Source organism: Corallococcus sp. RDP092CA (assembly GCF_041903675.1).
Taxonomy (GTDB): domain Bacteria; phylum Myxococcota; class Myxococcia; order Myxococcales; family Myxococcaceae; genus Corallococcus.
In genome coordinates this window covers 113377-134269 of record NZ_JAYESI010000010.1, presented here as the reverse complement: position 1 = coordinate 134269, position 20893 = coordinate 113377, and the positions used below count along the sequence as shown (strand labels likewise).

Annotated in this window: 16 protein-coding genes; 5 read left to right on the top strand and 11 right to left on the bottom strand. The window is 68.0% G+C overall.

What is annotated here, in order from left to right; all coding sequences use genetic code 11:
* Nucleotides 1–138: 138 nt before the first annotated feature.
* The gene (locus U8525_RS13825; RefSeq protein WP_374265650.1) at nucleotides 139–5706 is read right to left on the bottom strand and encodes a DnaJ domain-containing protein; all 5568 of its coding nucleotides are present in this window, start codon (nucleotides 5704–5706) and stop codon (nucleotides 139–141) included.
* Nucleotides 5707–5740: 34 nt separating this feature from the next.
* Nucleotides 5741–6244, bottom strand: coding sequence for a tRNA (cytidine(34)-2'-O)-methyltransferase (locus tag U8525_RS13820; RefSeq protein WP_374265648.1), 504 nt, complete (start codon nucleotides 6242–6244; stop codon nucleotides 5741–5743).
* A 17-nt stretch (nucleotides 6245–6261) separates the two neighbouring features.
* Here U8525_RS13820 and U8525_RS13815 point away from each other — a divergent pair, with 17 nt between their 5' ends.
* Nucleotides 6262–6630 carry a DUF192 domain-containing protein gene (locus tag U8525_RS13815; RefSeq protein WP_374265646.1) on the top strand — a complete coding sequence of 123 codons (369 nt, stop codon included), beginning with the start codon at nucleotides 6262–6264 and terminating at the stop codon, nucleotides 6628–6630.
* A 145-nt stretch (nucleotides 6631–6775) separates the two neighbouring features.
* Complete coding sequence (locus U8525_RS13810; protein ID WP_374265644.1) at nucleotides 6776–7540, top strand: Stp1/IreP family PP2C-type Ser/Thr phosphatase; 765 nt, start codon at nucleotides 6776–6778, stop codon at nucleotides 7538–7540.
* A gap of 146 nt (nucleotides 7541–7686) precedes the next feature.
* On the opposite strand, the gene U8525_RS13805 is transcribed toward U8525_RS13810, so the two are convergent.
* Nucleotides 7687–8715 carry a sugar phosphate nucleotidyltransferase gene (locus U8525_RS13805; RefSeq protein ID WP_374265642.1) on the bottom strand — a complete coding sequence of 343 codons (1029 nt, stop codon included), beginning with the start codon at nucleotides 8713–8715 and terminating at the stop codon, nucleotides 7687–7689.
* 4 nt (nucleotides 8716–8719) lie between these two features.
* Nucleotides 8720–9760 (bottom strand): aminoglycoside phosphotransferase family protein, encoded by a 1041-nt coding sequence (locus tag U8525_RS13800; protein WP_374265640.1) that lies wholly within the window; start codon nucleotides 9758–9760, stop codon nucleotides 8720–8722.
* A gap of 301 nt (nucleotides 9761–10061) precedes the next feature.
* Here U8525_RS13800 and U8525_RS13795 point away from each other — a divergent pair, with 301 nt between their 5' ends.
* A complete protein-coding gene (locus U8525_RS13795; protein WP_374265638.1) occupies nucleotides 10062–11429 on the top strand; it encodes a pyridoxal-phosphate dependent enzyme in 1368 nt (455 codons plus the stop codon).
* A 97-nt stretch (nucleotides 11430–11526) separates the two neighbouring features.
* Here U8525_RS13795 and U8525_RS13790 read toward each other — a convergent pair whose 3' ends face one another.
* The 3 genes from U8525_RS13790 to U8525_RS13780 form a co-directional block, all read right to left on the bottom strand.
* Nucleotides 11527–11928, bottom strand: a complete 402-nt coding sequence (locus U8525_RS13790; RefSeq protein ID WP_374265636.1) for a hypothetical protein — start codon at nucleotides 11926–11928, stop codon at nucleotides 11527–11529.
* Between the two features lie 3 nt (nucleotides 11929–11931).
* Complete coding sequence (locus tag U8525_RS13785; protein ID WP_374265634.1) at nucleotides 11932–12330, bottom strand: hypothetical protein; 399 nt, start codon at nucleotides 12328–12330, stop codon at nucleotides 11932–11934.
* A 151-nt stretch (nucleotides 12331–12481) separates the two neighbouring features.
* On the bottom strand, nucleotides 12482–12940 hold the full coding sequence (locus U8525_RS13780) for a hypothetical protein (protein ID WP_374265632.1): 459 nt from the start codon (nucleotides 12938–12940) through the stop codon (nucleotides 12482–12484).
* A gap of 80 nt (nucleotides 12941–13020) precedes the next feature.
* On the opposite strand from U8525_RS13780, the gene U8525_RS13775 reads away from it, so the two are divergent.
* The gene (locus U8525_RS13775) at nucleotides 13021–13353 is read left to right on the top strand and encodes an FHA domain-containing protein (RefSeq protein WP_374265630.1); all 333 of its coding nucleotides are present in this window, start codon (nucleotides 13021–13023) and stop codon (nucleotides 13351–13353) included.
* 3 nt (nucleotides 13354–13356) lie between these two features.
* Here U8525_RS13775 and U8525_RS13770 read toward each other — a convergent pair whose 3' ends face one another.
* From U8525_RS13770 to U8525_RS13755, 4 genes are all read right to left on the bottom strand, one after another.
* The gene (locus U8525_RS13770; RefSeq protein ID WP_374265628.1) at nucleotides 13357–13806 is read right to left on the bottom strand and encodes a MaoC family dehydratase; all 450 of its coding nucleotides are present in this window, start codon (nucleotides 13804–13806) and stop codon (nucleotides 13357–13359) included.
* Nucleotides 13807–13899: 93 nt separating this feature from the next.
* Complete coding sequence (locus tag U8525_RS13765) at nucleotides 13900–15729, bottom strand: discoidin domain-containing protein (protein WP_374265626.1); 1830 nt, start codon at nucleotides 15727–15729, stop codon at nucleotides 13900–13902.
* An 84-nt stretch (nucleotides 15730–15813) separates the two neighbouring features.
* Nucleotides 15814–16959, bottom strand: a complete 1146-nt coding sequence (locus U8525_RS13760; protein ID WP_374265624.1) for a cystathionine gamma-synthase — start codon at nucleotides 16957–16959, stop codon at nucleotides 15814–15816.
* Between the two features lie 64 nt (nucleotides 16960–17023).
* The gene (locus U8525_RS13755) at nucleotides 17024–17785 is read right to left on the bottom strand and encodes a crotonase/enoyl-CoA hydratase family protein (protein ID WP_374265622.1); all 762 of its coding nucleotides are present in this window, start codon (nucleotides 17783–17785) and stop codon (nucleotides 17024–17026) included.
* A gap of 56 nt (nucleotides 17786–17841) precedes the next feature.
* Between U8525_RS13755 and U8525_RS13750 the strand changes: the two genes are divergently transcribed.
* Nucleotides 17842–20823 (top strand): ATP-binding protein, encoded by a 2982-nt coding sequence (locus U8525_RS13750; RefSeq protein ID WP_374265620.1) that lies wholly within the window; start codon nucleotides 17842–17844, stop codon nucleotides 20821–20823.
* Nucleotides 20824–20893 lie beyond the last annotated feature (70 nt).

Genomic DNA, 20893 nt, shown 5'->3' with positions numbered 1-20893 from the left:
TGCCTTTCAAGACGGGCGGGGCGGCGGATCCGACGGACGCGCCCCGTGGGGGGCAAGCATCGGGTCCGGTTTCCAGGTGTGTCAATGGGCGGGACTGTCCGGAAAACCGGCCGGTCCCCTCCCCGGGGAACAGGCAGGTCAGCGGAAGAGACCCTTCTTGGGCGGGTTCTTCTTGCGCATGTCGATGAGCCGCAGCTCCTGGTTCGCCTCCAGGTGCTTGGGGTTCGCGCGGACGGCTTCCCGGAAGTGCCGCTCGGCGCGGTCCATGTCCCCCTCCACGCGCGCGATGACGCCCAGCTGGTAGTGGGCGCGATCACAGTTCGGGTCGGTGCGCACCGCATCCGCCATCCACTGTTTGGCGCGGGGCATGTCGGCCTTGCGGTTGGGGTCCATGTAGACGGCCCAGGCGCGCGCCGCCAGGTACAGCGGCTTGGGGTCCAGGGCGTGGGCGCGCTCGTAGTGCTCGCTGGCGGCGACGAAGTCGCGCTTGCGGAAGAACACCTCGCCCATGCGGAAGAGGTCGTCCGCGTTGGTGTCCGCGCGGGCCGCGCCGGGGCTGCCGGGCCGGGCACCCGCGGGCGCTGGAGGCTTGGGGGCGGCCTGCGCGCCCTGCTGGGCCTGCTGGTAGTTCTTGCGGCGGGTGTCGTCGTGGAGGACTTCGTAGGCCTCGCGGATGGATTCGAAGACGGCGGTGATCTTCGGCGCCAGGTGAGGCAGGGACGGCGGCAGCCGGTCCGGGTGGAACACCTTGGCGAGGCTCAGGAAGGCGGCCTTCACCTGGTCTCGCGTGGCGTCCTGCGGGACACCCAGGGTGACGAAGTGGTCCTTCCGGGTCTGGATGTCGGCGTAGCGCTGCTCGATCTGCTGCGCGAGCCGGCCCTCGTCGGGCCTGGGGGGCTCCGAGGGCGCGGCGACGCTGGCGGCTGGCGGCGCGACGGATTCGGACGCGGCCGGGGTGCTCGCGGCGGGGGGAACGGGGCGGGCGCCGAGCGTGCCCATGTTCTCCATGGCGCGGCGCAGGAGGCGCTGGCGCCGGAGCTTGGAGGCTTCGTCGGGGTTGGAGGGGTCTTCGGCCGCCACGTCGTCCTCGTCAAAATCCCAGTCGTCCAGATCACCGGACAGCTCATCCCCAGTCTGGCCAGAAGCCCCCGCGTTGTCACCGGGGAAGGCGGAGGCAGGGGGAGAAGGCAGCGGCTCGAATGTCGCCTCGACGATGGCCTCGACGAGGAATTCATTGGCGTCGCCCGCCGAGCGGACATCCGAGCGGATGAGCGCCTCCAGGTGGGCGTCCACCTGCTGGAGGGCGGCCTCGAAGGAGGCGGTGAGGTTCTGGGCGGGGTCGTTGGACTCGTCGAAGGAGACGATGCGCCACAGGTCGTCCTCGCTGGCGCGGGCGGGGCGCACGGGCGGGCTGGAGGATGCGGGGAACTTGGGGGGCTGGACGGCCCAGAGGTCCGGCTGGGGAGGCGCCTCGGCGGGGACGACGGGGGCGGCGGGCTCGGAGGCGCGGGTGTCGGGGAGGGGTGCGGCGGCGGGCACGATGTCGCCCCAGCTCTCCGGCTCGACCTCGAGGAGGGGGAGGTCGGGTTCCGGGGGGGGCGCGACGGGGAAGCGCGAGGGCTCCTCGGTGAGCCAGGGGTCCATGGGCGTGGAGGCCGAGCGGCGCAGGGCCTCGGCCATGTCCTGGAGCAGGGCGTCCTGGGCGCGCTTGCGGGCCTCCGTGAGGGCGGCGGTGTTGTCGGTGGCGGGAAGTTCCAGCGCGTCGCGGGGGGACGCGGGGATGGAGTCCGCCCAGTTCGCTGGGGCGGCGGGTTCCGGGTCCGCGGTGAGGATGATGTCCTCGACCGCGAGCGTGAGGGGTTCGGGTTCCGCGGGCGCGGCGGCGACGGGGACGAGGACCGGGGGCGGCGTGGAGGGCGCGGCCGGGCGGGGGCGCCGGGGGAGTGAGGGGGGGTGGACGGGTTTGCCCTGGTCAGACAGGCGTTGGGCCTCGGCGGCCCGGGCCTCTTCGGCGAGGCGTTCGACTTCGGCGGCGCGGGCCGCTTCGGCGAGGCGGTCGGCTTCGGCCTGGCGCGCCTCTTCGGCAAGGCGCGCCTCTTCGGCAAGGCGCTGTGCTTCGGCTTGGGCGCGAGCGCGAGATTCCTCGGCGAGCCGGGCGGCTTCGACGCGCGCGGCCTCTTCCGCGAGGCGCGCCTCTTCGGCCCGGAGGGCTTCTTCTTCGGCACGGAGTCGAGCTTCTTCGGCGAGACGTGCCGCTTCGGCTACCCGCGCCTCCTCTTCGGCACGAAGACGGGCCTCCTCGGCGAGTCGGGCTTCCTCTTCAGCGCGAAGCCGGGCCTCCTCGGCGAGTCGGGCCTCTTCCGCCAGACGCGCTTCTTCCTCCGCGCGAAGACGCGCCTCTTCGGCCAAGCGAGCCTCTTCGGCGAGACGCGCCTCTTCCTCTGCGCGAAGACGCGCCTCTTCGGCCAAGCGAGCCTCTTCGGCGAGACGCGCCTCTTCCTCCGCGCGCAGGCGCGCTTCTTCGGCCAGGCGCGCTTCCTCGGCGAGACGCGCCTCTTCCTCCGCGCGCAGGCGCGCTTCTTCGGCCAGGCGCGCTTCCTCGGCGAGACGCGCCTCCTCGATCGCACGGAGACGAGCTTCCTCCGCGATGCGCGCCTCTTCCGCCAGACGGGCCTCTTCGGCAGCGCGCAGCCGCTCTTCTTCCGCCAGTCGCGCCTCTTCCTCGGCACGAAGACGGGCCTCCTCGGCGAGACGCGCCTCCTCCGCAAGAAGCCGCGCCTCTTCGGCCAAGCGAGCCTCTTCGGCGAGACGCGCCTCTTCCGCCAACCGTGCCGCTTCGGCTACTCGCGCCTCCTCTTCGGCACGAAGACGGGCTTCCTCCGCGAGGCGTGCCTCCTCTGCAAGCCGAGCCTCTTCTTCCGCACGAAGTCGAGCCTCTTCCGCGAGACGTGCCTCTTCCTCCGCACGAAGTCGAGCCTCTTCGGCCAGTCGAGCCTCTTCGGCCAGACGTGCTTCTTCCTCAGCACGAAGCCGAGCTTCCTCAGCCAGGCGGGCCTCTTCAACGAGACGTGCTTCTTCCTCAGCACGAAGCCGAGCCTCTTCGGCCAGACGTGCTTCTTCAGCGAGGCGTGCTTCCTCTTCCGCTAGCCGAGCCTCCTCTTCCGCACGAAGCCGAGCCTCTTCGGCCAAGCGTGCTTCTTCCGCCAGTCGCGCCTCCTCTTCGGCACGAAGACGGGCTTCCTCGGCGAGACGCGCCTCCTCTACCGCGCGAAGCCGAGCTTCTTCCGCGAGTCGGGCCTCTTCAGCGAGCCGCGCTTCCTCCTCCGCGCGAAGCCGCGCTTCTTCCGCGAGTCGGGCCTCTTCAGCGAGTCGAGCCTCTTCCTCCGCCCGCAGTCGAGCCTCTTCAGCGAGCCGCGCTTCTTCTTCCGCACGGAGGCGGGCTTCCTCGGCCAGTCGAGCCTCTTCCGCCAGGCGCGCCTCTTCCTCCGCCCGCAGTCGAGCCTCTTCGGCCAGTCGAGCCTCTTCCGCGAGACGTGTCTCTTCGGCCAGTCGAGCCTCTTCCGCGAGACGAGCTTCCTCCTCCGCACGCTGCCGAGCTTCCTCAGCGAGGCGGGCCTCCTCCGCGAGACGTGCTTCTTCCGCCGCACGCTGCCGCGCCTCTTCCGCGAGTCGAGCCTCCTCGGCGAGTCGGGCCTCCTCAACGAGCCGTGCTTCTTCTTCCGCACGCTGCCGCGCCTCTTCGGCCAGTCGCGCCTCTTCCTCGGCACGAAGACGGGCCTCCTCGGCGAGACGCGCCTCCTCCGCGAGACGTGCTTCCTCGGCCAGGCGAGCCTCTTCTTCCTCACGAAGGCGAGCCTCTTCCGCAAGGCGGGCCTCCTCGGCGAGCCGCGCTTCCTCTTCAGCGCGAAGGCGAGCCTCTTCCGCAAGGCGGGCCTCCTCGGCGAGCCGCGCTTCCTCCTCTGCGCGAAGGCGAGCCTCTTCGGCCAGCCGCGCCTCTTCCGCTAGACGCTCGGCTTCAATGCGCGCCAGTTCGGCGAGACGAGCCTCTTCCGCAAGCCGAGCCTCTTCCGCCAAACGCTCCGCCTCAATGCGAGCCAACTCCGCCAGTCGAGCCTCTTCAGCCAGACGCTCGGCTTCGATTCGAGCAGCTTCCTCGGCAAGGCGGGCCTCTTCAGCGAGACGCGCTTCCTCCTCTGCTCGAAGGCGAGCCTCTTCCTCCGCACGAAGCCGTGCCTCTTCGGCCAGACGCGCCTCTTCTTCTGCACGAAGGCGGGCCTCTTCAGCGAGGCGAGCCTCCTCAATCGCGCGGAGACGAGCCTCTTCCGCGAGACGAGCCTCCTCCGCAAGGCGAGCTTCCTCGATCGCCCAGAGACGAGCCTCCTCCGCGAGACGGGCCTCCTCCGCAAGGCGAGCTTCCTCGATCGCCCGGAGACGAGCCTCTTCCGCGAGACGGGCCTCCTCCGCAAGGCGAGCTTCCTCCTCGGCACGAAGACGGGCCTCCTCGGCCAGCCGCGCCTCTTCCGCGAGTCGCGCTTCCTCCTCCGCGCGCAGCCGCGCCTCTTCCGCGAGACGGGCCTCCTCCGCAAGGCGAGCTTCCTCCTCGGCACGAAGACGGGCCTCCTCGGCCAGCCGCGCCTCTTCCGCGAGTCGCTCCGCTTCAAGCCGCGCAAGCTCCGCCAGCCGCGCCTCTTCCGCGAGTCGCTCCGCTTCAAGCCGCGCAAGCTCCGCCAGTCGAGCCTCTTCCGCGAGTCGCTCGGCCTCGATGCGCGCCAGCTCCGCCAGTCGCGCCTCTTCGGCGATCCGCTCCGCCTCCAGCCGCGCCTCTTCCTCTGCCCGAAGCCGCGCCTCCTCCGCCAGCCGCTCGGCCTCGATGCGCGCCTCCTCCGCCAGCCGCGCCTCCTCCGCCAGTCGAGCCTCTTCGGCGATCCGCTCCGCCTCCAGCCGCGCCAGCTCCGCCAGCCGCGCCTCTTCCGCGCGCCGTTCCGCCTCCTCGCGCCGGCGCGCCTCCTCGATGGCCCAGGCCTCCTCCTCCGCCTGCCGCAGCTCCTCCTCGCGCCGCAGCCGCTCGCGCTCCTCCCACTCCTCCACCGACAGGGCCTCGATGCGGCCCTCGCGCTCCAGTACTCGCAGCAGCGCCTGCTGCGCCCCCGTCAGCGACTCCGGCTGGCGGAACGCCCCCAGCGTCTCCAACAGGCCCCGCTCCGACGCATCCGTCAGCCACGGCTCACACGCCGCCACGTCCGGACAGCGGTACACCCTCGCGGACACGGGCTCGCTCGGCGCTGGCTCCAGCGCCGCGCGCACCACGCGCACGCCCGCGATGGGCGCGAAATCCCCCGCCGCCTCCACCGCCTCCGCCTCGAAGTCCGCGCGCTCCGCCAGCTCGCTCAGCCGGCGCACCTGCGCCAGCACCTGCTGCTCGTGCACCACCGCCGGCCGCAGCCCGCCGTCCTCCAGCAGCTCCTCGTCCGGCGCCGCCGCCCCGCCCCGCGCCCAGAGCGCGTCCAGGGCGTCCACGTTCAACAACCCGCTCTGGAGCAGCGCCTGCGCGGGCGTCTGGTACCCGAACCCCAGCTTCGCGCCCACGAGGTCGCCCTCGCGCAGCCACAGCGCGGACTCGCGTCCGCCGGCGTGCAGCGTCAGCCGGCCGGTGGCTCGGGACTTGTGGGCGACGTACAGCGCTTCGGCGACCTGCGAGGCGGACATTCGGCCACGGAGTGTAGCCCGTCCCGCTCGCCCCTCAATTCGACGGCGGCGCCTGCCTGCCCGCTGTCCCCAACTGCACCTGACGCAGCGCCTCGTAGGCGCCAATCCCCACCGATGTCGAAAGATTCAAGCTCCGGCGCTCCGGCAGCATCGGGATGGTCACCGGCGTCCCCGTCCCCCCCTCCATCACCTCCGACAGCAGCCCCGTCACCTCCGAGCCGAACACCAGGTGGTCCCCCGGCTCGAACCGCGCCGCGTACAGCGACGTCTCCGCCCGGGCGGAGAACAGCCACCGCCGGGCCTGGGGGTGCTCCGCCACGTAGGCGCCATAGGTCGGGTACAGCTTCAGGAACACCTTGTCCCAGTAGTCCAGCCCGGCCCGCTTCAGGTGCCGGTCGTCGATGGAGAACCCCAAGGGCTCCACCAGGATGAGCCGGCACCCCGTCACCGCGCACAGCCGGGCCACGTTGCCGGTGTTGGGCGGAATCTGGGGCGACACGAGGACCAGGTGCAGGGGGGACGCCAGCGGCTCAAGCATGGGATAGAACACCGGACATGCACTGGAGGGTGACCAACGAAACGCGGCAGCGGCTGCTCGCGGACCGCGCCGAACGCGCCGAGTCCTTCGTCCAGCGCTTCCAGGGGCTCATGGGCCGCGCCTCGCTGCCCATGGGGGGTGGGATGCACATCGACCCCTGCAACTCCATCCACACCTTCTTCATGCGCATCCCCATCGACGTCGCCTTCCTGGACGCGGAAGGGCGCATCGTCAAGCAACTGTCCGCCATGCCGCCCTGGCGCGCCTCGGCCATCTACTTCAAGGCCCGCTCCGTCCTGGAGCTGCCCGCCGGCGTCCTCCTGGCCAGCGGCACCCAGGAGGGCGACCGCCTGGTCTTCACCCCCGAGGAAGCCCCGGCCGCCTAGGAGGCCCGGAGGCGGGGGCCCGTCCCCCGACCCGCACCCGGAGGGTGGACCGCTGGGACAGGCGCGAGCTTTTTGACCCCTTTTGGAGCGCTTTGTTAACGTCGCGCCCCGATTTTCACGCCTCTCCCCGGAAGAGTCCCTTCGCATGCGCATCGAGGTCGCCGGCAGCACCCACGTCGGGATGAAGCGGAACCACAACGAGGACAACTACCTCGTGCTCACCGAGGAGAACCTCGTGTGCGTGGCGGACGGCATGGGCGGCCACTCGTCCGGGGAGATCGCCAGCCGCATCGCCGTGGACGAGCTGGGTGAGTTCTTCCGCCTCACGTCCAAGGACCAGGACGCCACCTGGCCCTTCAAGATGGACAAGCAGCGCAACTACGACGAGAACCGCCTGGCCACCGGCATCAAGCTGGCGAACGCGCGCATCTTCGAGCGCGCCACGGCGGACTCCAAGTACAAGGGCATGGGCACCACCATCGTGTCCGTGCACTTCGCGGAGAACGCGGCCTACGTGGGCCACGTGGGCGACAGCCGCGTGTACTTCTTCCGCGGCGGCATCCTCCAGCAGGTGACCGAGGACCACTCGCTGCTCAACGACTACCTCAAGGCGAAGAAGCTCACGCAGGAGGAGATCGAGAACTTCCCCCACAAGAACGTCATCGTCCGCGCGCTGGGCATGAAGGAGCAGGTCCAGGTGGACGTCTCGCGCGTGGATCCGCTGGAGAACGACGTCTTCCTGCTGTGCTCGGACGGCCTGAGCGGCATGATCACCGACGCGCAGATGCAGGACATCCTGTCGCGCACGCCAGAGCTGGAGAAGGCGTGCGGCCAGCTCATCGACCTGGCCAACGCGGCGGGCGGCAACGACAACGTCACCTGCGTGCTCGCGCGCTACCACGCCGCCTGAGGCGCCCGTCCCCTCCGGACGCGTAAGGGCCCGTGCTCCCCTGGGGAGCGCGGGCCTTCGTCTTGAGGAGGCCCCCGCGTCGGTCGCGACGCGCGGCTCGGCCCCGCGTGGAGGTGGACCCGGTCAGCCCCGAGCCCCGGGTGGGCTCAGCGTCCGCCCAGCGGCGCGGGCACCCGGTGCGAGCCCCACGCGAGCACCTCGGTGAGCGCTTCACCGGGGGACACCCGCGTCTCCTCGAACACGGCGCAGCGCTCCAGCTTCGCGCCCTGCCCCACCGTCGCGCCCGGGCCCACCGACACGCCCGGGCCCACGGTGGCGCCCGCGTCCACGACGCTCCCCGCGCCCACGTACGCGGGGCCTCGCACGGTCCCCGCGACGCGGGCCTCCGGGTGCACCCAGGCGCCGTCCGCCCCGGCCCTCAGCCCGTGGAGCGGCGAGGCCGTCCCCAGCGCCTGGAGCGGCACGCGCCCTTCGAGCGCGTCCCGCACCGTGGCCAGGTAGCGCGACGGCATGCCCAGGTCGGACCAGTACGCGTCCACCGCGTGGCCCCGCACCTGGAGCCCCGCCTGCATCACCCGCACGTAGACCTCGCGGTTGATGTCCTCGGGGCCCTCGGCCGTCATGAAGTCGAACACGCTGGGCGACATCACGTGCACGCCCGTGAAGTGCCACGGCGTCAGCCCCGCACCGCCCGGCCCGTGGCCCGCGATGCGGCGCACCTGCCCGCCCGCGTCCGCCTCCACCGCCGCGTATGTCTCCCCTTCCGGCATGGGCAGGAGCACCATCGTCGCCACCGCGCCGGAGGCCCGGTGCGCCGCGACCACCGGCCTCAAGTCCACCGGGAAGAGGATGTCCCCGTTGAACACGAGGAAGTCCTCGCCGGAGAGGAAGTCGCGCAGGCCGCGGATGCCGCCGCCCGTGCCCTGGATGACGGGCTCGTGCACCACGCGCAGCGGCAGCCCCGCGCGCTCGCACTCCGCGCGAGCCACCGCCGCCATCGTGTCCGGCAGGTGGTGCGTGTTGATGCCCAGCTCCGTCACCCCCGCGGCCTTCAGCACCGCCAGGTGGTAGCGCAGCAGCGGCTGCCCGAGGAACGGCATGGCCGGCTTGGGCCAGCGCTCCGTGAGCGGGCGCAGGCGCGTGCCCAGGCCCGCGCAGAGGACCATCGCCTTCATGGGCTCAGGCCGCCAGCTCGGGCACGTACTTCGCCACCAGCGCCTGCAGCGGCGCCAGCTCCGGCCGGCGCGCGAACGCGGCCTTCACGTAGCGCAGCGACGCGGGGATGGACACCAGGAAGCCCGGGTTGCCCTTCACGCGGTGGATGTACTCGAAGCGGCCCGCGTCCTTCAGCTTGCGCTGGATGGTGAGCAGGTCGAAGAACGCCTTGAACTCCTTCGCGTCGATCTTCTCCCCGCTCTCCTTCTCGAACGTGGCGATGTAGCGGTCCAGCATCGCGTCCACGAAGTCGCGGTCCAGCTCCACGTAGCTGTCGCGCAGGAGCGCCACCAGGTCGTACTGGCGCGGGCCCTGGAGCGCGTCCTGGAAGTCGATGACCACCAGCTCGCCCTCCTTCACCATGATGTTGCGGCTCTGGTAGTCGCGGTGCGTGAAGCCTCGCGGCGCGGCGGCGAGCTGCTTCGCGATGCTCCGGAACGTGGCGTCCAGCTCCGCGCGCTCCGCGTCCGTGGGCGTCCTGCCGCTCCAGGCCTCCAGGCCCCACTCGCGGAAGTGGTGCAGCTCCCAGTCGTACAGGTCCTCGTCGAAGGCGCGCGTGAAGGCCAGGCACTCCGGGTCGCGCTGCTTCTCCGCCTGCACGCGCAGCTTCGCCAGGAGGTCCACCGCGCGCGTGTAGAGCGCCTGGTTGTGGCGGCCGCCCTCCAGCGCGGACTCGAAGGTGATGTCGCTCAGGTCCTCCAGCACCATGATGCCGGCGGGCTCGTCGTAGCGGAGGATGCGCGGCACCCGCACGCCCAGCTTCTCCAGGTAGCGGTGCACGTTGATGAAGGGCAGCTCCTTCGGGGGCTCGCCCTTGGTGGCCTCCTCGCTCTTCTTCGTCGCGTCCGGCGGCATCACCATCAGCACCCAGCTCTCCGGGGGCGTGCCCACGCGGTAGTAGGAGCGGTTGCTCGCGTCGCCCTTCAGCTTCTGGATGGGGGCATCGGGGACGGGACGGCCAATGGCCTGTCCCACCTGGTCGCGAAGGGCGGCCTCAAGTTCCATGGGGGGCGGGTGCTCCAGCGGGGGGAGGGAGACGACGCCCGCGAGTATCGGAGGCACGGCGCGGCGGGTCAAAGCCCGCGTGGCCCCCACGCCCCCCCGGGCGCCTGCCCTGTCGCCTACGCGACGAGGCGCCTTCATGCCCCCACGTCCCCGGCGGACGTCCCCTGGAGAGGCCCGGGAAACGCCCCGCCGCTCGCGGCATCCTGCGTCAGGAAGGGCCCTGCCTCCGGGCATGTTCCCCCTGACAGGGCGGAGCACATATAAGGCCCCGACCCCTCCTTTTTTCGGGAAGCCACGCACGATGGACATCCAACAGAACATCCTCACCGCCATCGGTCACACGCCGCTGGTGAAGCTCAACAAGCTCGTCGGTCCGAACGACGCCACCGTGCTCGTGAAGTGCGAGTTCATGAACCCCGGCGCGTCCATCAAGGACCGCATGGCGCTCTACATCATCGAAAAGGCCGAGCGGGAGGGGAAGCTCAAGCCCGGCGGCACCATCGTGGAGAACACGTCCGGAAACACCGGCATGGGCGTGGCGCTGGCCGCGGCGGTGAAGGGCTACAAGTGCATCTTCACCATGCCGGACAAGATGTCCCTGGAGAAGATCAACCGCCTGAAGGCCATGGGCGCCCAGGTCGTCGTCACGCCGACGAACGTCCCGGCGGAGGACCCGCGCAGCTACTACGAGACGTCCAAGCGCCTGGCCAAGGAGACGCCCGGCGCGTTCATGCTGAACCAGTACCACAACCCGGACAACATCGAGGCGCACTACCACACGACGGGGCCGGAGATCTTCCAGCAGACCGAGGGGAAGATTGACTACTTCGTGTCCGGCCTGGGCACCGGCGGCACCATGAGCGGCGCCGGCAAGTTCCTCAAGGAGAAGATCCCCGGCCTGAAGAACATCGGCGTGGATCCGGAGGGCTCCGTCTACGAGGGCTACTTCAAGACGGGCAAGCTCCCCGAGCCGCACGTCTACAAGGTCGAGGGCATTGGCGAGGACATGCTGTGCGGCGCCATGGACTTCAAGGTCGTGGACGACGTGCGCCAGGTCGATGACCGCATGTGCTTCAACGCCGCCCGCCGCCTCGCGCGCGAGGAGGGCATCTTCGCGGGCGGCTCGTCCGGCGCCGCCGTGCACGTGGCGGTGCAGCTGGCGAAGGAGGTCGGCAAGGGGAAGACCATCGTGGTCGTCCTCCCGGACTCCGGCAGCAGCTACATCAGCAAGTTCCACTCCGACGAGTGGATGCGCGACAACGGCTTCATGCAGGAGAAGGGCGCGGGCACCGTGCGCGACATCATCGGCGCGAAGCCCCGCGACCTGAAGACGGCGAAGCGCGGTGACCGCGTGGACCACGTGGTGGAGACCCTGCGCAGCCACGGCATCAGCCAGATGCCGGTGGTGTCCGACGACGGCCGCGCCGTGGGCATGGTGCACGAGTACGACCTGCTCAACGCCCTGGTGGCCAACAAGGTGAAGTTCCAGGACGCCATCGACCCCATCGTCGCCCCGCTCCAGGGCGCCGTGTCCGCCGACGCCAGCATCGACCGGCTGCGTGAGATCTTCGCGCGCGACAACGTGGCCGTGGTGAAGGACGGCGAGACGGTGGTCGCCATCGTCACGAAGATCGACCTCATCGACCACCTGCACCGCACCGCCGCCTGAGCCCGGCGGGCGGAGGCCTGAAGCACCGCGGGCCCGGAAGGAGGAGGACTTCCTCCCTTCGGGCCCGTCGTGTTCCTGGAGCGGGGAGGCGGGGCCTTCAGAGTCCCGGCGGGTCCTGCTTCGTCAGGTCCAGGGCCACCATGTGGTAGCCCGGGCCCACGTGCATGAAGCCGAAGCGCTCCGCGCGGTTCTTGATGGCGTCCAGCTGCGAGTAGCCCAGGAGCAGCTTGAAGCCCTGCCTCCGGGCCTCGTCGCGGATCGCGGCGACGATGGCGTCGACGGCCTGGCCGCGGTCCTCCTTGGTCAGCCCGGGCGCGGCGATGATGCCTTCAATCAACGCCACCGAGCTGTCCGTGCGGTACAGGAAGCCCGCCGCCTTGCCCGGCACCACGTACCCGTACTCCGGCAGGGCCTCCGGGGTCATCGTCTCATCCCACGGCTTGCGCCACAGGTTGAGCAGGTCGTGGTGGAGCTTGGGGTCGAAGCGGACGGGCTTCATGGACTAGGAGAGGAAGGTGGACATCTTCTGGGCCGCGAGCTCCGTCGCGTTGTTCATGCCCAGGTTGGTGAGCGGGTTGCTCTTGGTGGCCTTGAACAGGTCGCCGACGATGTCGGTGACCTTGCTCTTGCCCTTCGCCAGGTTCAGCGCGCCGGACAGCAGGCTGTTGCCGCCCGCGCCGTCCATCAGGCCGGAGTTGGCGAAGGTCCCCAGCGCGTTCTTGAGCACGCCGCCGCCCGGGATGAGGTCGGTGGCCGCGCCCAGCAGCGACTGGAGCGGGTTCTTGCCCTGCATCAAGCCGCTGGCGAAGCCCATCGCCGCGCCGAGCAGCGGGTTCACCGCCGACACGAACGGCTTGACGATGTCCATCACCTTGCCGAGAGCCTTGCCGATGCCACCCATGGTCTGATCCTTTTCGTGGAGGGCCGCGCGGGCCCTCGAAGTGAGACTGACAGTGGGATTCTCGGAGGGGCTCCGGAGAAGTTTCCGGTTCCTGGATTATCCGAGTCTCCCGTGAAAAACCCCTGGGATTCCAGGGTCTTGGGAGAACGGCTCAGCCCCGGATGGGGCCCTTCTTGGCCTCCGCCGGATCCACGGCGGTTCCCTCCTTGGGGGCCACTGTCTGGCCGGGCTTGCTGGCGGAGCCCAGCGCGGCGCTGTAGCGCTGCTCGTGGCTCTTGTCGCTGCTGAAGCCGTCGCGCTGCTGGGCGGGGCTGATGGCGATCTCCCCGTCGATGATCTTCTGCAGGTGGGTGCCGATCTCCTCCACCGTGGCGATCTTCGGGTCGCGCGCCTTCAGCTCCTCGTCGGGGATGATCTCCAGTTGGGGCGGCTTGTCCGGGTGGATGGCGTAGTCGAGGATCTTCTCCACGTACTGCGCGACGGGGATCTTGAACAGCTCCGCCTGCTGCTTCACGTCCTCATCCGCCAGCAGCTCCGCGCGCACCACTTCCACGGGGCGCTTCAGCCGGCTGGGGGCCGGAGGAGGAACGACCTCATTGGTGTTGGACATGGGCTTCTCCTTTGGGCGTATTGGTAACCCAGGTCAGCCCTGGAACTCAAAGTGTGGGTCCCCCGAACGGAAAAAGGCACGTGCCATGGCCGCCACGATCCTCGAAGCCCGCGCTGGGGGACGGGACGGTCCTCTCCAGCGTGCTGCTCGGCGGCAGGCGCGAGGTCTGGACGCCGGGGCTCACCGTGGGGAGCGCGCCCGACAACACCGTCGTCGTGGACCGGCCCGGCGTGGCGCCCCATCACGCGCGGGTGACCGTGGGCGGCGGCCCCCCTGCTACTTCGTGGAGGTGGTGGAGGGGGACCACGGCCGCCGGGGGCACGACGTCTTCAACGCCCGGCGAGCAGTGGCGCGTCCCCGCGCGGCAGCCGCTGCGGCTGGAGCTCGGGGACTGCGCCGTGGTGGTTGACTGAGCGTCAGGGGGCCGGCGGGCGGCGGGCGAAGAGGGCGTTGGCCACCTCCGTCATCACCACCTCGCCGTGCTGGTTCACGACCTCCAGGCGCAGCTTGAGCGCGCCGCGGTCCGGCTTGCTCACGGAGGGCCTCGCCTCCAGCGTCTCGATGCGCACCTTGAGCGAGTCCCCCGGGCGCACCGGCTTCTTCCAGCGCAGCTCGTCCAGGCCGGGCGAGCCCATGCCGGCGGCCTGCCCCAGCAGGCCCTCCACCATGAGCTTGTGGCAGATGGCGGCGGTGTGCCAGCCGCTGGCGATGATGCCGCCGTAGATGCTCCTGCCGGCGGCGTCCTCGTCGATGTGGAAGGGCTGGGGGTCGAACTGGCGCGCGAACGCGAGGATCTCCTCGCGCGTCACCACGTACGGCCCCCGCTCCATGATCTCCCCCACGGGGAAGTCCTCGAAGTAGCGCATGGTGTCCCTTCCGTTGGTGCCGGGTCCGCCGGCGGTTCAAGCAGCGTGGAGCGCTGGGTCCCGCCCTTCCCTACCCTCCGGCGGGCCCGCGGGCTACTGCGGAAGCGGCTCCTCCGGGTCGGCCACGGACTCGGGCGTGTCGGCGGGCGGCACGGGGCCGCGGAGCTTCGGCTCGCCGCGGTCGTCCGTGGGGCCCGGCGGCGTGTCCTGGGCCTCCTCCGCGTCGGCCTCGTCCGACTCCAGGGCGCTGGCCCGGACGCCCGGGGCCGAGGCCTTGGCCAGCGTCTTCTTGATGACGAGCGTGTCGCGCACGGTGTTGCTGGAGGTGATCAGCCGCGCGGTGAGAGTGCCGCCGTCCACCGTGACGTCCAGGAAGCCGTAGGCCTGGTTGTCGCGCAGCGCGCTCCACGCGGGCTGGCTGGTGGAGAAGGGGCGCAGCGTGGCGCCGCCGCTGCCCACCACCAGGTACGGGATGCCGCGCTGGGAGCCGGAGGCCACGTTGTCGCCGGACATGGGCTTGCTGCGCTCGTAGTCGTGGTCATGGCCCGTGAGGACCAGGTCCACGCCGTACTTCTCGAACAGCGGGCCGAACTGGCGGCGCATGGTGAGCTGCGAGCCGTGCTCGCCGCTGGACCAGGACGGGTGGTGGAAGAAGGCCACCACCCACGGGCGCGTGTTCGCGGCCAGGTCGGCCTCCGCCCACGCCCTCTGCGCCGCGAGCGTGCACCGGTCCGCGGACGCGAGGCCCACCGCGCAGTTGGAGTCCAGGGAGACGAAGTGCACCGGCCCCCAGTCGAACGAGTAGTAGCGCTCGCTGCCCTGCGGGTTGTTGGCGGGCAGGTACATGTTGTCCAGGTAGGGCTGCGCCTGGTTCGTCACGTACTCGTGGTTGCCCGGCGTGGCGAACATGGGCACCTCGCGCAGGAGGCCGGCCATGGGCGTGAAGAGGTGCGCCTGGAACTCCGCGTCCGTGCCGTCCGGGTAGGCGTTGTCGCCCAGGGCCAGGAGCAGCTCCGAGCGCCACCGCGGCGTGTTCATCACCGCCATCACCTTCGCCTGCATGCTGCCGCCAGTGCCGAAGTCCCCCATCGCGGTGAAGTGCGCCGTGGTGGCCCTGGACGTGGTGGACGTCTGGAAGCCGCGCAGGCCCGTCTTGCTGCCGCAAGCCTCCACCACGTAGCCGTAGGCGCGGCCCGCGGACAGGCCGGACAGCTTCACCGCGTGGCGCGTGCCGGACACGCCCGCGCTGACGGAGGACGTGAGGCTGGTGCCCTCGCCGTAGCGCACGGTGGGGGTGCAGGTGCTGGCGGTGCGGAAGGCGATGATGGCGGACGTCTGCTTCACGCTCTGCAGGTACGGCAGGCGCGGCAGCGCGGGGCCGGAGTCGCTGGAGGACGGCGGCGCGCTGGCCGCGCACGCGCGGGCCTCCGCGATGGAGTTCCAGTCGTTCACCGTGTTGCCGTTGACGGTGATGCGCACGTAGCGCGCGCTGCGCGAGGAGAACGACACCGTCTGCGCGGACGTGTCGAGCGCGCTGTCCCCCGCGTACGCCTGGGTGAAGGTGCCGCCGTCGGTGGACGTGGAGACGACGAAGTGGTTCTGGCGCTCGTTGCCCCGGTGCCACGCGAGGGTGGCGCCGGTGAGCGTCTGCGCCGAGCCCAGGTCCAGTTGCAGCCACACGCCCGTGCCCTGCGCGCTCCAGCGCGTGCCCAGGTCGTCATCCTGCGTGTTGGCCGGGACGTTGCCGTCGTCCCCGCTGGCCGTCACCGCCCGGGTGACGAGCGGGTTGCAGTTGGACGCGGCGAGCGGCTCCGGCAGCGCGGCCGGAGGGAAGTCGGAGTCGGTGGGAGCGGGCGGTGACTCGCAGCCAGTCGCGAGCCACGCGCCCAGGAGGCAGGTGGAGACGAGCAGTCGGTTACGCATCGCGCCGGGAACGGCGTCTTCAAGCCAACATTCCCCCTGCGCCGGAGGGCAGGCCGTCCCCCTGGAGCGCGAGCGAGCGCCGGACTACTTCACGCGGTCGAGCGCCTGCGCCAGGTCGTCGATGAGGTCCTGCGCGTCCTCGATGCCGACGGACAGGCGGATGAAGCCGTCCGCGATGCCCAGCTTCTCGCGCGTCTCCCTGGGCACGGAGGCGTGGGTCATGATGGCGGGGTGCTCGATGAGGGACTCGACGCCGCCCAGGGACTCGGCGCAGGCGAAGACCTTCACCGTCTTGAGGAAGGTGCGCGCCGCCTCCAGGCCGCCGTGGATGTCGAACGTCAGCATGCCGCCGAAGCCGGTCATCTGCTGGCGCGCGAGCGCGTGCTGCGGGTGCGTCTCCAGGCCCGGGTAGGTGACCTTCTTCACCTGCTTGTGCGTGGACAGGTACTGGGCCACCTTCATCGCGTTCTGCGCGTGGCGGTCCATGCGCACGTGCAGCGTCTTCACGCCGCGCAGCACGAGGAAGCTGTCGAAGGCGCCGGACACGCCGCCCACCGCGTTCTGCAGGAAGTACATCCGCTCCGCGATGTCGTCGCGGCTGGTGCAGACGAAGCCGCCCACCACGTCGCTGTGGCCGTTGAGGTACTTCGTCGTGGAGTGCGCCACGACGTCGAAGCCCAGCGACAGCGGCTTCTGGAAGTACGGCGTCATGAACGTGTTGTCCGCGACGGAGATGATGCCGCGCTTCCTGGCGACCTCGGCGATGCGCGCCAGGTCGATGAGCTTGAGCATCGGGTTCGTGGGCGTCTCCACCCAGACCATCTTCGTCTTGGGGGTGATGGCCGCCTCGAAGTTCTCCGGCTTGGAGAGGTCCACGAAGGAGTAGCTCAGGCCCGAGCGCTTCCACACCTTGTCGAAGATGCGGAAGGTGCCGCCGTACACGTCGTCGGAGACGATGACGTGGTCACCGGCCTCCAGCATGTGCATCAGCATGTCCGTGCCGGCGAGGCCGGACGCGAACGCGGCGCCGTACTTCGCGCCCTCCAGCGCGGCCAGGCAGTCCTGCAGCGCCTTGCGCGTGGGGTTCTGCGTGCGGCTGTACTCGTAGCCCTTGTGCTCCCCCGGCCCGTCCTGGACGTAGGTGGAGGTCAGGTAGACGGGCGTCATGATGGCGCCCGTGGTGGGGTCCGGCTCCTGGCCGGCGTGGATGGCGAGCGTGTCGAAGCGCATGGCTTCGCGAACTAACACAGTCCCACCGGCCGCGCAGCGTCCCCGCCCCGTGTGCCCCGGGGTCCTACTCGAAGCGGCCGTGCCGGCCCGCCCCCTTCGCGAAGCGCGTGGCCCCGGGGATGGACTCCGTCTGGAGCACCTTCACCCCGCCCTCGAACTCCTGGCGCATCGCGTCTTCGAAGGCCAGGTCGGCCTGGGCGTAGGCGGAGGCCCGGTCCGCGTTCATGCACGCCTGGGGGAAGGCGGCGATTTGAGCGGCCAGGGCCTCCGCGGCGCTCCGGGCCTCGCCCCTCGGCACCACGCGGTTGATCAGGCCCATGCCCAGCGCCTCCGCCGCGGGCACGGGGCGGCCGGTGAGGATGAGGTCCAGGGCGCGCGACAGGCCAATCAGCCGGGGCAGGCGCACGGTGCCCCCGTCGATGAGCGGCACGCCCCAGCGTCGGCAGAAGACGCCCAGCACCGCGTCCTCCTCCGCCACGCGCAGGTCGCACCACAGCGCCAGCTCCAGGCCGCCCGCCACCGCGTGACCGCTGATGGCCGCCACCACGGGCTTGGACAGGCGCATGCGCGAGGGCCCCATGGGCCCGTCCCCGTCCGGCTCCAGGCGCAAGAGGCGCCCTTCGGACACGGCCTTCAGGTCCGCGCCCGCGCAGAAGGTGCCTGCGTCGCCGTAGAGCACGCCCACGCGCGCGTCGGGGTCCGCGTCGAAGGCGCGGAAGGCGTCCGCCAGCGCCCAGGCCGCGTCCGCGTCCACGGCGTTGCGGACCTCCGGCCGGTGGAGGATGACGGTGGTGACGGGGCCGCTCTTCTCGACGCGCACGCTCATTATTTAATCTATCGTAGCTGCATCTCGCCAACAAACACTATCGGGGCAACCTAGCCATGCCAGCCACCTTCGAAGAGTGCGCTATCATCAAGTTCCTTTCGCGAGACAACGACTACCACACCAGAATCGTTCGAATTCGCGAAGAGATGGGGAAGTGGCTCCAACACACCACAGCGCTATTCCCCCACTATCCCGACCACACAAGAGCGCACAGCGAACAAATAATCATACAACTCTCGAAATTACTATTTCGAAACAAAAAGCCAGTCTTGCCGAAATTCTCAAGAGCAGAAGCATACATCTTAGTTTGCGCAGCATTACTTCATGACTCGGGCATGGTTGCGACTCACGCGCAAATCGAAGAGATCGTTCAATCAAAGGACTGGACCAGCTTCACTTCAGACAGCGGAAAGGGCGCAGCCCAATGGCTCGCCATCCAAGAACTCAAGGCCAGCAACAAGCCAGCAGCCTTGAAGGATTATCTAGTCGGAACCCAGCTGCGCATACTCATAGCGGACTTCGTTCGCCGTCAGCACCATCAAAGGGCGCCACTAACGCTTGAGCTACATCCCTCCATCAAAGAACTCGTCGACTTCAACGACAGAAGATATTTCGAAGCTATCTCCATGATTGCAGTTGGCCATGGGCTTGACAGGTCCGAAATTGGCGACACGAAACGATACAAGGAGGTTGCCGATCTAGGAGGAGAAGAGGTCAATATCCAATTTATGGCTCGCCTCCTTCGTATTGGCGATCTACTCGATATGCGTTCTGCGCGAGCGAGCCACTATGCTTGTGCAGCTGCGGCGCCGCTACCCGCAGACTCGCAGCCCCATTGGAAGCAATACTCCACAATCACACACGAGAGAGTATCTCCAGAACGAATTGAATATGAATGCGAATGCCAGGATCAAGACACTCACGCAATCTTAAGGGACTGGTTTGGATGGCTAAGCGAGGAGGTACGTGAGGCCGGCATTGCAATGCAGCATACCGAACGCCATAAGGAATGGGTCCCGCCTAAATGCACTGTCAACAACGAATGGCCCTCACCAGCAACTGCTCACAACGCCCCTCACACAATAACTATCAAACCATCAAGCACAGCCACCTACACGTTCCATCGATGGAAACTCGAACTCGATCAAGAGCAGATCCTAGACCGGCTCATCTACGACATCTACGATCAACCAGAGACATTTATCCGCGAGCTAATCCAAAACTCACTCGACGCCACAAGATGCCGTCTATATGAGGATTTCGCAGTAAGATACCCGACTCTCTCCCCGCCGGAGAATCCCTCCAAGTTCCCAAGCGACTTCCGCAAAGATTATCCCCTTACGATATCAAACATTGTCGATATTTCCCCTCGCGACAAAGGGGAAGATTCCGCACAACAAGCAATCCTCATTGAGGATAGCGGCGTCGGAATGGACAGCACTATCGTAAAACGCTATCTACTCCAAGTTGGCAAATCCTACTACCAAAGCGAAGAGTTTCGAAAAAATTACAAGTTTGCTCCAACAAGCAGGTTCGGCGTCGGATTTCTAAGCGTCTTCGCCGTGAGTGACCTAGTCGTTGTGGAATCTTGCAAGTATCCGCTCCCAGCAAGCGAACCACATGGACTCCGACTAACTTTGCGCGGCCCCAAAAGCTTCCTGCTCACCGAAAGACATCAGCCATTTGAGAACCGTCCAGCGCCCAAGCGCCACGGCACCCGCATCAAAGTCGTACTGAGAAATGCTCTCCCGCGAGGGCGCCTAACAGAACTGGCAAAACTGTGGTGCCGTCGCGTGGAAGTCCCAGTCGTAATTAACGACCTCGGCACCACAACGGAAATCACTCCACAAATCACTCAAGACAGATCTACAAACACACCTAGCACGCTAGAGCCCGATGCAAATTTCGTGATTCGCTCATTTCCATTCGAATCCGGCGGGCTTGAGGGCGAAGTCATCAAACTCGCATACATCAATCAAAAAGGAGAGAGCTGGTTAGACGAATGGCCCAAGGAGACGGACATTACTGGTAAACCCCTGGAGACAACACCAAAGCTACCAGACAACTACTATTCACTCCATGGCATATACCAGGGCACCACCCATAGTCGGCAATCCAAGTGGCATTACGCCGTCGACGATCGCCGCCACTCAGCCAAGACCACCATGTCCCGTTCAGGCGTGCCTCCCCAGTCAAACCGACAACGGCCACCTGTACATGTTGCACCCGAGCAATCACTCCTTGAGGTCACGGTCCGCAACGAAATAGGTAAAGCACTCACCAAACATCTACAAGAGGAGCCACGAGCACGCCTCGAAGACGGCTGGATCTATGCAGGCAGACTCCTAGCAGATCCAATGGTCGATCCCGATCTTGCATGGTCTTGGCCAGCAACAACTCGAGTCTACCATCAAGGCAGAACGCAACTCATTTCTGCCCGCGAGGCGGCAAATCTCCCCGGACTAATAGTTGCCTTTCAACAGTCCGACTTTCTCTTCAAGGCACTGCAATTCGCCGCCCCAATCGCCCACATCAAGGAACCATTCATTTGCAACTGGGAAACACCCGCCCCCCTCAAAAGGTGGATCGCGGGTCGCATAACCGCAGGCGCGCTCAGTAAAACATCATGCATCACAGAAAATAACATCCAGACCAAGACAAGGCGACGCTGGCTCTTTGTCACTCTTTCGCCGGAACCTAGCGCCCTTGCCATAGACAAGATAATCTTGACGCCAATCGATGGCACTAGCATTCGCATTGCATCGGTCGCGGACGCCAGCATCACAAACACCCTTCAGCCACTCGGCGCGTGGTTATCCATGCTTCACGCGGCGGCGCACCTGCCTCCACAAGCACTACCGCACTCCGTGGTAGAGGCAGTCTTCCGCGCCATGTCCAATCCTTTCGGAGATGACTTCAAGAGGCTGATCTCGAAATGGCGTAACTCCTATCCCATCGGAAATCCAAACGCCCTACCAACGGATGTCACTGACGAAGAAATCAGCTCACTTGGGATGACCCATGGGCGATTTTACTGACCTGTATGGACTTGATTGCTGGACTCTTTGGAGCCACAAACCAATGATACAGGCACGCTGAAGAGGAAGG